The organism is Viridibacillus sp. NPDC096237 (genome assembly GCF_050278625.1).
GTDB lineage: Bacteria > Bacillota > Bacilli > Bacillales_A > Planococcaceae > Viridibacillus.
In genome coordinates this window covers 1-9,565 of sequence record NZ_JBNNTI010000075.1, presented here as the reverse complement: position 1 = coordinate 9,565, position 9,565 = coordinate 1, and the positions used below count along the sequence as shown (strand labels likewise).

Below are 9,565 nucleotides of genomic sequence, written 5' to 3'. Positions count from 1 at the left end.
AATGTCCGCTCTCCTCTTTTTTTAACGATTTGGCAAGGGTCTTCTTAAGTATTGTCATTTTTCTTTTCTTGAAGAAATTAATTTTCATGGTAGTTAAATAAAACCATTACTTTACAATTTAATTCATTTCAACATATATCCCACATTTTTAATGTATAGTTAGAGTAAATTTTAAAAGCTAAGCACTAATAGAATGTAAGTTGGAGGAGATGTACAGTGAGAAGAATTATTTTATCGACTGAGAGTGGGGCCGATTTGCCGGAAGTTTTAGCGGACAAACATGATGTACAAGTGATACCGATGCACGTAATCATGGATGGTCAGGATTATTTAGATGGTCATCTATCCGTAAATGAAATTTATGATTTTTATGATCGCACCAAAAAGATACCATCTACATCTGCCACTAATGTCCATGAGTATCATGAGTTTTTCAAGAAAATTAGAAAGGATTTTCCTGATAGTATCATTATTCATATTGGCTATACGTCAAAGGCATCTGCTTCCTTCCAAAATGCGTTAATAGCAGCGGAAGATTTAAAGGATCTTTTTTTAATTGATGCTTTGAACGTTACAGGTGGATTAACTGCAGTTGTGATGTATACTGTCACTTTGCTAGAGAAAGAACCTAGGATTGATCCTGTTCACTTAATAGAAAAAATCGAATCAAAGGTTCCAAAATCCAGGCTTGCTTTCATTCCTGGTAGCTTAGATTTTTTAAGAGCAGGTGGACGAGTAAGTAATTTAGCTTATCTCGGGGGTGCTTTGTTGAAAATAAAACCATGCATTGAATTAGTAGAAGGAAAGCTTGTTTCAACTAAAAAATATCGTGGAAATATGAGCACTGTAGCTGAAAAATTAATGCGAGATTATTTAAATCAATATGACATTGATAGACAACAAATTTATTTTATATACTCAATCGGGCTCAGTGAAAATATCAAGCAACGGATAAATGAAATTGCAAATGAAACTGGATTCAAAAATATAACTTGGATTCAAGCCGGTGCTATGATTTCTACTCATTCTGGTCCTGGAGGATTTGGGATTGCAGGAATAGAAGTTTAACCTTGTATACAGTACATTGAAAATCTAAAAAGGCTTCATCAATAAGAAGAAGCCTTTTGTTTTATACCAATTTATTTAGGTATAACGTCAAGAAAATGCGGATTTACAACAATAAGGAAGTTTCAACCAATAAAAAAAGTACCTACCTATGTCAGTTCCTTGTTCAACTAACGCACCGAAATATATGTTGTAAATATTCTTCTGGAATGGCCCCTCCTTTTGCACGTAAAGCATCTACCATTGCTTCTCCTTTATTTAAACCAACATATACACGTCTCCTAAGTTCAGGACTCTGTAACCATTCTAATATATATAAAGTTCTTGCAATTCGTTCTATTACACATAAAGCTACTGATAAACTATTCTGCAGTGGATAAGCCGCAAGTTTTTTTAAGATAAGAGAAGCTATTACCGTTCTATTGCGGACAAAGCTAGTTAATCGTAGTAAATCATCCCAATTTTCTCTTATTTTCTTTACATTAATCGTTCCACCAATCATGAATTCCATATTTGGTTGTTTTGTAGGCTTATCAAAAGTGTGAATTTTATTTTTACTAAACGTTTTAATTCTAGGGGCAGATCGAAACCCCAACAGATGACAGATGACAAAAACATGATCTACAAAGCCTGCTGCTTTAGTATAATGTTCTTTAATTTTCAAGTCTAATTCATGATATAGTAGCCCATCAATGATATGTGGGGCCTCTTCTGAAGAACTAATCTACTCTTCACAGGAATTGATGGTGATTTCTTATTTTAGGGAAATGGATGATAATCCTTGTATATTTCCCTTCTTGTGATTGAATAGAAATATCATGCCCCAATTTCAAAACCATTTGTTTTGTAAGATATAATCCCATGCCAGTAGATTTTGTATGGATTCTTCCGGTAGAACCTGTAAATCCTCTCTCAAATACACGGCTTACATCTTCATCCTTAATTCCAATGCCTGTATCTTGAATCAGCAATCGTTTTTCTCTACTGTCTTCTTCAAACCAAAAAGAAATTTCGCCCTCTTCATTTACATACTTTAAAGCATTTGCTGTAATTTGATCGATGATGAAGGTAAGCCATTTACTATCGCTTTGGACGAACTGCTGTGCTTCTTCTATATGAAAGCGAATCCTTTTCGTAATAAAAAGTTTGGCATATTTTTTTACACTTTGTTTAATGATTTGATTTAATTGTACGTCTGTAATTAAATAATCTTTAGAAAATGAATCGATTCGCGAATAGTAAAGAGCCTGTTCTACATAGTTATCAATTTTGTTCAGTTCATCCTCAAACTTATCTACAAGAAAGTCTACTGTTTTTCCCTTACTGTTCTCAATAAGTAGACTACTTGCAGTAATCGGGAGCTTTACTTCATGAATCCATGACATAATAAAATCTTGATGATCCACTTTCTCTTCAATCAACTGTTGAAGCTGTTTAGAATAATTGTCATTCATTCTTTTTATCATCTTGGCATATAGAGCTTGCTCATAATTTTGTGGTTTAAGCATTTCTACAGGGAAATCTTTCTGCTGATTTTCTATTAGATTATTTATTTCCACATAAAAAGACCTCCGGTAATAATATCCGATAGTAATATACAGACTTACAAATAGGAGGCCAATAACATGAGTATAAAGCAAGTTTTGAATAACAAGATTCTGGCTATCGTTTACAACCATAATTAATGAAACAAACAGCATCAACATGAAGTACAGTGTGAAAAAGAAATGTTTATCTTTTGTATATTGAAAAAAACTCATAAAATAATATACCCATATCCTTTCTTAGTGGTAATGAATTCTTCCTTACCGAGTTCAGTAATTTTTTTGCGTATACGTGCAATATTAACCGTTAAAGTGTTTTCGTCCACAAATCTTTCATCAGCCCAAAGGCTACGTATTATTTTTGTCCTACTTACGACTGCCCCTTTATTTTGCATGAGAAGGTTCAAAATAATAAATTCATTTTTCGTTAGTGCAATCTTTTCATTCGCATAAAAGACATTGTAGTTTTTAAGGTCGAGTACAACTCCCTCATGCTCTATCACATTTAACTCTATATCTTCTATATACGTATACGTCCTACGAAGAAGCGCATTAATTTTTGCCATTAAAACATCTGTGTCGAACGGTTTGTTAATGAAATCATCTCCGCCCATATTCATCGCCATCACCATATCCATCGGTGTATTACGGGATGAAAGAAAGATAATAGGTGCTTTTGAAGTTTCCCTAATTTTATTACACCAGTAAAATCCATCAAATGACGGCAAATTGATATCCATTAACACAAGATGAGGACTCTCTTTTAAAAATACCGATAATACTTGGTCAAAATCTTCTACTTTTATTATAGCAAATCCCCATTTTTCTATTGTCTCTCCCACCATATCTCTAATCGTTTTTTCGTCTTCTACAATCATAATTTTCATGGTTTTTCCTCCAAAACTTACATTAAAGATAATTTGTGTTATATGTTACATGCTTATACTGTTGCACGAAATTACGATAACAAAATCGTCTATATCACATTATAGTGGAAAAACTAAAGAAAGAAGGGACATTATTGTAAGGTGAGAAAATTGTAAGGTTAACCTAAACAACTGTAAGGTTATCGAAGGGTTACATCATATAGAATAAAAACTGTAAGAAAAAAATAAATTCTTTAATGGAGGAATTATATATATGAAATCAATAGTAAACGCAAAACAAATCAAAAAAATGTATGGAGCAAAAGGAAATACATTTACTGCATTACATAATATTGATCTAGCTGTTCACGAAGGTGAGTTTGTTGGAATTATGGGACCTTCAGGTGCCGGAAAGTCCACACTTTTAAATATTTTGGCAACCATAGATCAGCCGACGTCCGGTGAGATTTTGATTGATGGGACAAGCATACTAAACATGAAAGAAGAACAATTATCCGCATTCAGGCGGGATAAACTCGGTTTCATTTTTCAAGATTACAATTTATTAGATACGTTAACAGTCAAAGATAATATTTTGCTGCCACTTGCACTCGCAAAAATGAATGTACAAGAAATAGAAAACAGAGTCAACGAGATTTCAGAGCGTTTTGGTATTCGTTCCATTTTAGATAAATACCCGTATCAAATTTCAGGTGGGCAGAAACAGCGCACAGCTGCTTCACGCGCGATGGTATCTAAACCAAGCTTAATATTAGCAGACGAGCCGACTGGCGCACTCGATTCAAAATCGGCAGCAGACTTATTGGAGAGCTTGCAAAATTTAAGCCAAGAAGATAAAGCAACCATCCTCATGGTAACGCATGATGCATTTGCAGCTAGCTATTGTAAACGTGTGCTCTTTATTAAAGATGGCACTCTGTTCACCGAACTCGTAAAGGGCAATTCTTCCCGCAAAGAATTTTTCAAGAAGATATTAGATGTATTGTCCATTCTTGGAGGTGGTACAAGTGACGTTATTTAGTTTAGCGAAAAAAAATATTAAAGGAAATTTAAATAACTACCTTCTCTACTTTTTCTCCATGGTGGTGAGCGTTGTAATTTGTTACACTTTCAACTCACTATTGTATACACCAGAGATTAAAAACGCCGTTAATAATATGGAAGATACAATGTCACAAACCTCTTTCGTTTTAATAGGATTTGTAGCAGTTTTCATTGGATATTCTAATGCATTCTTCACGAAAAAACGTAAAAAAGAAGTAGGTCTGTACTCTCTGCTCGGCGTGAGAAAAAAAATTATCGCAAGAATGCTGTTTTTTGAAAATGTAATTATCGGAGCTATCACTTTAATGTGCGGGCTCGTATTAGGCATCATATTTTCCAGATTGTTTATCATGTTGCTCCTTAAGCTCGTAGGGGCTCCGGTCGATGTAAGTTTTAGTATTCCTATGGAAGCAATTATGACTACCACTATTACATTTACGGTCATTACAATTTTCACATCTCTTCAATCTTATTTTTTAATTTATCGCTTTAAATTAATTGAATTATTCCAAGCAGATAAAAAAGGGGAGAAAGTACCGAAAGCATCTATCGTTTCAGCCGCAGTTTCGATCATTTTACTCGTAAGTAGTTATTGGCTGATGTTTAACGGAGCAGTCATGCTTTCTATGCCTCTTGCTGCTATTGGAACGTATTTATTATTTCGTTCTTTAACTGTGTATTTGCTAAAGCGTGCACAAAAGAATAAACAGAACTACTATAAAGGAATTAACATCATTGGAACATCTCACTTGTTGTACCGCGTAAAAGGAAATGCACTTATGCTTACAGTTATCGCATTGCTAATTACAGCCGCACTGCCATATCTTCAGGCAAGTTTCTCTGAATACTCGATTACTGAAAAAGATGCTCATAAAACAGCTCCTTTTAGCTATATTCATCTTTCAAAAGACGAAGCGTACGACAATCAAATGAAACGTGTGATTTCAAAAGACAAAGCTCATCCTATTACAGCGCAATTAGATATCCCGATTATTCAAGTGAAAGGGAATACTTCAGCACCATTCCAAGATAAAGATGACCTTTCCGTTAACTTGATCTCAGAAAAAGGGTTTCATAAAATGAACAAAGTTCTAAAATTAGAGGATATACCAAACCTATCTGGAGAGCAGGCTATAGCATTTAAACAATACATTAATCAACCAGCCTCTGTTTTCATGAATCACCAAGTAAACATTCCATTACCTGGAGGTAATCATTCTTTAAAGCTTAATAAGTTAGAAAAAAAATTTATAGGACTAACATCCGGTCCCGAACCTCTATATATTGTCGTTGATGACGCGATGTTTGACAGTGTTGCAAAACAAGTCAATCCAATCATATATAAAGCTTATAAAGTAGAGGATGAAAAAACAACCGAAGAAACATCTGATATATTAATGAAATTAGCTGGAGAAGATACTCAGATGCGTACGTTCTACCAAGAATATAAAAAAATAAAGGCACTTACAGGAATGAAAATCTTTATAGTTAGCTCTTTAGCGTTAGTTTTACTAGTGGCAACAGGAAGTGTTATTTACTTCAAACAGCTAACAGAAGCACATTCAGATAAAAATCGTTATGAAATTTTACGGAAAATTGGTGTAAATAGAAAAGAAGTACGAACTACGATAGCAAAACAAACATTATTTGTATTTCTCCTTCCCTTAATTATTGGGATACTAAATGCAGGCATGTTAACAATGTCATTAGCCTTACAATATAGCATGGACATACAGCAAGATATCTTTTCATTTATTTATGCTATGATAACGTATGGTGTGATCTATCTTGTTTACTACGTGTTAACCATTAATTCCTATAACAGAATTGTGAATAAATAAAAATGAACCATCTCTCCACTATCGGGAGGTGGTTTAATATATTTAACAAAACAAGATGCATATTGAATAGTGAGATAATTAGGATATGTCAAAAATATGTCTAAACGTACAATTTTCCCGAAATGATATAGTGATCCCTATTTTCCAATCACAAATCTGAAAGCTTTCCGCCTGTTAATATTTCAAATAAATCAGTAGAATTTTCCTCGTTTAGTTGAACATACTTACTATGTTTTACAACTTCCACTAAGAAGTAAATAATGATTATTAATGCTCAAGTTTTCCTCAAAGTGTTCAGTAACTTAACATTTATTTAAATGTTTAATCATGTAACCCAATATCTTTAAAAATATAACATCAAAAATGAACGATTTAATTAATAGTAAGATTGTTAGCCAATTGCCCACTCCATTTTTTGAATGAATAATATATTACAAATGGAGGTGGAAAAATGGATAACTGTAAGAACTGTAAGAAACAATCCTGCTTATGTGGAAGACAAATAGGCCCTTTCAGAGCCGTTGAACTCTGTGGAATTACTGGCGTGTCTCCTATACCAATAACAACAACATGTAGTGGTTTATCTGAATACGGATATATATATAATCTAGGTGCTGAGGTTGTAGCTATAGATGCTGATATTATTTTTGATTCAACAGGCATAGTTACACCTGGAATTACCCATGTTCCAGGAACCTCTCAAATTATTGTTACCACACCGGGAATCTACGAGATTAATTTCGTCGTATCAGGTGTTGAGCCTAACCAATTCACACTATTTTTAAATGGCGCACCGGTTACGGGAACAACCTATGGTTCAGGGGCTGGCACTCAACAAAACACTGGTCAGGCAATAATTTCTTTAGCATCCGGCAGTAGTCTTACACTTAGAAATCATTCTTCTGCTGCAGCAGTTACTCTGCAGACTTTGGCAGGAGGGACACAAATAAACGTAAATGCTTCTATTATATTTAAATTGTTAAGTCCAATTGTCTAGAGATAAAGTACTCGGTATGATTTTCTTCATTTCAAAACTTCAAAAGAATAGATTCTCTATTAGTTAGGAGTGATAAACCTTTAGCGCAGGAATTACTCCTCTCCTCTCCTCTTTTCTTTTCAGATTTATTCACCCTTCCTGAACAATATCTTTCAGATATTCATTCAATATAGTGATGAAATTTAAAATTCAACTTTGGTATACCTGTTTAAAATAACCTTCCACTTTTTCAACTAATCTGCAAAACATAGCCACCACTTAATTCAGGCTCAGAATCACCGATATATTGCAACATTAAAGTTACAAATTCCTCATCTGCTCACCTTAACGAAGTTGGTATTATTCCTCCTCAATTCTTTTCAAATCCTCCATAAATTTCAACCTTATATCGCTCACTTTCCCATCCCCTTTAACATTAATAAAATCTCTTCTATCACAATATCAGGCTCATCATGATGTATATAATGTCCACTACGACTAGCAATCCGGAACTTACTTGACGTTGACAGCCATTGGAATTCTGCTTGTAGACTTTGTTCAATTTCTAATATTTCTTGAGAGGGCCATCCATCTTCACCATTATCGGGTAAACCTCTTGTAATAATTGAGAGAGGGATGTCACTTTGTCTTGAATGATCAACAATTTGCTTATAACTCTGTATTTTATCAATCTTCTCACTATTCAACATAGGATTCTCGAAATATTCCCTATTTCCTGCAAGGAGATTTTCTGGTAGAGCCTTTTCATAGGCAAGTTCTTTATATTCCGGTGCAGCATCAACCAAAACCAAACCACAGATATCCAGCGGATAAAGACTGGTATACAATCTGGCGACCAACCCACCAAAGGAATGTCCTACCAATATATAGGGCTTCTCCACGTTAAGCGCTTGCAACAATTTGGAGAGCTCCTCGACAAGATCACAGCAAGTTCGCGGGACTGCTACGTCTTGACTCCTGCCAATACCCGCCCTGTCATAGGACAAGGTTGACGTTTCATCAGATATTCTGTCTTGGACTTTTTTCCATGTTTCATGGCTATCGCCTAACCCTGCAATAAAGATTACGCTTGGTGTATTTTTACGTTGATATTTATAGAACAGTCTACGACTATCATAGAAATCGATTATCTTTTTATGTTGTATAGTCACTTTTAATCACCCCATTAAATTATAAGCTTTACATTATTATTTCCACAATAAAAAAGAGCCATCTATGCAGCTCAGTAATCTTTGCTAAAGCCTCCGTTAGTTAAAGAAGATAAAAGGTGGTTTAAAATTACTCTCGAAATTCAGTTACTGAAACCTCCGATGTATTTACATTAAAGGTTATCGTAACTGGACCCTCTGGTGGATTAAAAGGACCTGTATAAGTATCATATTTTACTTTCACAATAAAGTCATATTGGGAATATCCACCCGATAATCGTTTTATTTCTAATATTTTCGCATTCCAAAGTGCATGACTTCGATTTGGATATTTCTTGTTAATCTCTTTACTTACATACGGGTCTAATAGTGCTAATAAAACATCATAAGAATCAGAATGCTTTTCTTCAGAACGGACTTCCTCTGTTTCAGCCGTACTTTTGTTCGATAACAGCATCCCCGAAGCGAATATCGCTAATATTAAAATAAATGTAAAAATATAGGTAATTGATTTATTTTTCATATTTTAATAACCACCTTATTTTATTAATTAAGGTAGTTTGTCCAGTTCGTAAAAATTATGAGTTAGTTTGGTAACATGCTGCTTTAGTTAAAATAAGAGCTGTCTGAACAGCCCCGTAATCTTCAATTAAAGCACCCCGTTAGTTGAATAAGAAGATATGTGTTACGTATAGTAACTTTCCTTTCTTTATTTTCTTCGTGGTTCCATTCAATTGAATTTCAAATGTTCCATCTTTAAAAAACAAAGGAAATCTTCTCCGTATTGATGTCTGCATAGGAAGTTTATATGCTTTCTCTATATCTCCCCAAACTGCTTTCCCTTCTGGAGCATCTTCCAAGAGTTCACCCTCGAATTCCTTGGTTATGTAATTAAATATCATATATCTATCTTTAGCGACTGGATTAACATGTAGGGTAGAGCTGATACGGAGTTCAGCTTCAACGTTTTTCAGTAAACGTGGATAACTGAAACGTCCATCTTTCAATAAGCGAGCAATGATTAATGCATCTTTTTTAT

The 9,565-nt window shown here is 34.2% G+C and carries 8 protein-coding genes and 2 pseudogenes; 4 read left to right on the top strand and 6 right to left on the bottom strand.

What is annotated here, in order from left to right; translation table 11 throughout:
• Positions 1–216 precede the first annotated feature (216 nt).
• Positions 217–1,068 (top strand): DegV family protein, encoded by an 852-nt coding sequence (locus ACQKMD_RS21140; RefSeq protein WP_427754481.1) that lies wholly within the window; start codon positions 217–219, stop codon positions 1,066–1,068.
• Between the two features lie 220 nt (positions 1,069–1,288).
• Here ACQKMD_RS21140 and ACQKMD_RS21135 read toward each other — a convergent pair.
• The 3 genes and pseudogenes from ACQKMD_RS21135 to ACQKMD_RS21125 form a co-directional block, all read right to left on the bottom strand.
• Positions 1,289–1,759: pseudogene (locus tag ACQKMD_RS21135) on the bottom strand (Tn3 family transposase); the annotation flags it as partial.
• A 37-nt stretch (positions 1,760–1,796) separates the two neighbouring features.
• The gene (locus tag ACQKMD_RS21130) at positions 1,797–2,825 is read right to left on the bottom strand and encodes a sensor histidine kinase (protein ID WP_427754479.1); all 1,029 of its coding nucleotides are present in this window, start codon (positions 2,823–2,825) and stop codon (positions 1,797–1,799) included.
• Positions 2,822–3,496, bottom strand: coding sequence for a response regulator transcription factor (locus ACQKMD_RS21125; RefSeq protein WP_427754477.1), 675 nt, complete (start codon positions 3,494–3,496; stop codon positions 2,822–2,824). The genes ACQKMD_RS21130 and ACQKMD_RS21125 overlap by 4 nt, the downstream gene beginning before the upstream one ends.
• Before the next feature lie 253 nt (positions 3,497–3,749).
• Between ACQKMD_RS21125 and ACQKMD_RS21120 the strand changes: the two genes are divergently transcribed.
• The 3 genes from ACQKMD_RS21120 (at position 3,750) to ACQKMD_RS21110 (ending at position 7,378) form a co-directional block, all read left to right on the top strand.
• Complete coding sequence (locus tag ACQKMD_RS21120) at positions 3,750–4,517, top strand: ABC transporter ATP-binding protein (RefSeq protein WP_427754475.1); 768 nt, start codon at positions 3,750–3,752, stop codon at positions 4,515–4,517.
• Positions 4,504–6,381 (top strand): FtsX-like permease family protein, encoded by a 1,878-nt coding sequence (locus ACQKMD_RS21115; RefSeq protein WP_427754474.1) that lies wholly within the window; start codon positions 4,504–4,506, stop codon positions 6,379–6,381. Before ACQKMD_RS21120 ends, ACQKMD_RS21115 begins: the two co-directional genes overlap by 14 nt.
• Before the next feature lie 544 nt (positions 6,382–6,925).
• Positions 6,926–7,378 carry a BclA C-terminal domain-containing protein gene (locus ACQKMD_RS21110; RefSeq protein WP_427754473.1) on the top strand — a complete coding sequence of 151 codons (453 nt, stop codon included), beginning with the start codon at positions 6,926–6,928 and terminating at the stop codon, positions 7,376–7,378.
• Positions 7,379–7,770: 392 nt separating this feature from the next.
• Here ACQKMD_RS21110 and ACQKMD_RS21105 read toward each other — a convergent pair whose 3' ends face one another.
• The 3 genes and pseudogenes from ACQKMD_RS21105 to ACQKMD_RS21095 all read right to left on the bottom strand — a co-directional run.
• Positions 7,771–8,529 carry an alpha/beta fold hydrolase gene (locus ACQKMD_RS21105; RefSeq protein WP_427754472.1) on the bottom strand — a complete coding sequence of 253 codons (759 nt, stop codon included), beginning with the start codon at positions 8,527–8,529 and terminating at the stop codon, positions 7,771–7,773.
• A gap of 127 nt (positions 8,530–8,656) precedes the next feature.
• Positions 8,657–9,049, bottom strand: a complete 393-nt coding sequence (locus tag ACQKMD_RS21100) for a DUF3888 domain-containing protein (RefSeq protein ID WP_427754470.1) — start codon at positions 9,047–9,049, stop codon at positions 8,657–8,659.
• A 139-nt stretch (positions 9,050–9,188) separates the two neighbouring features.
• Positions 9,189–9,565, bottom strand: a pseudogene (locus ACQKMD_RS21095) (hypothetical protein); the annotation flags it as partial.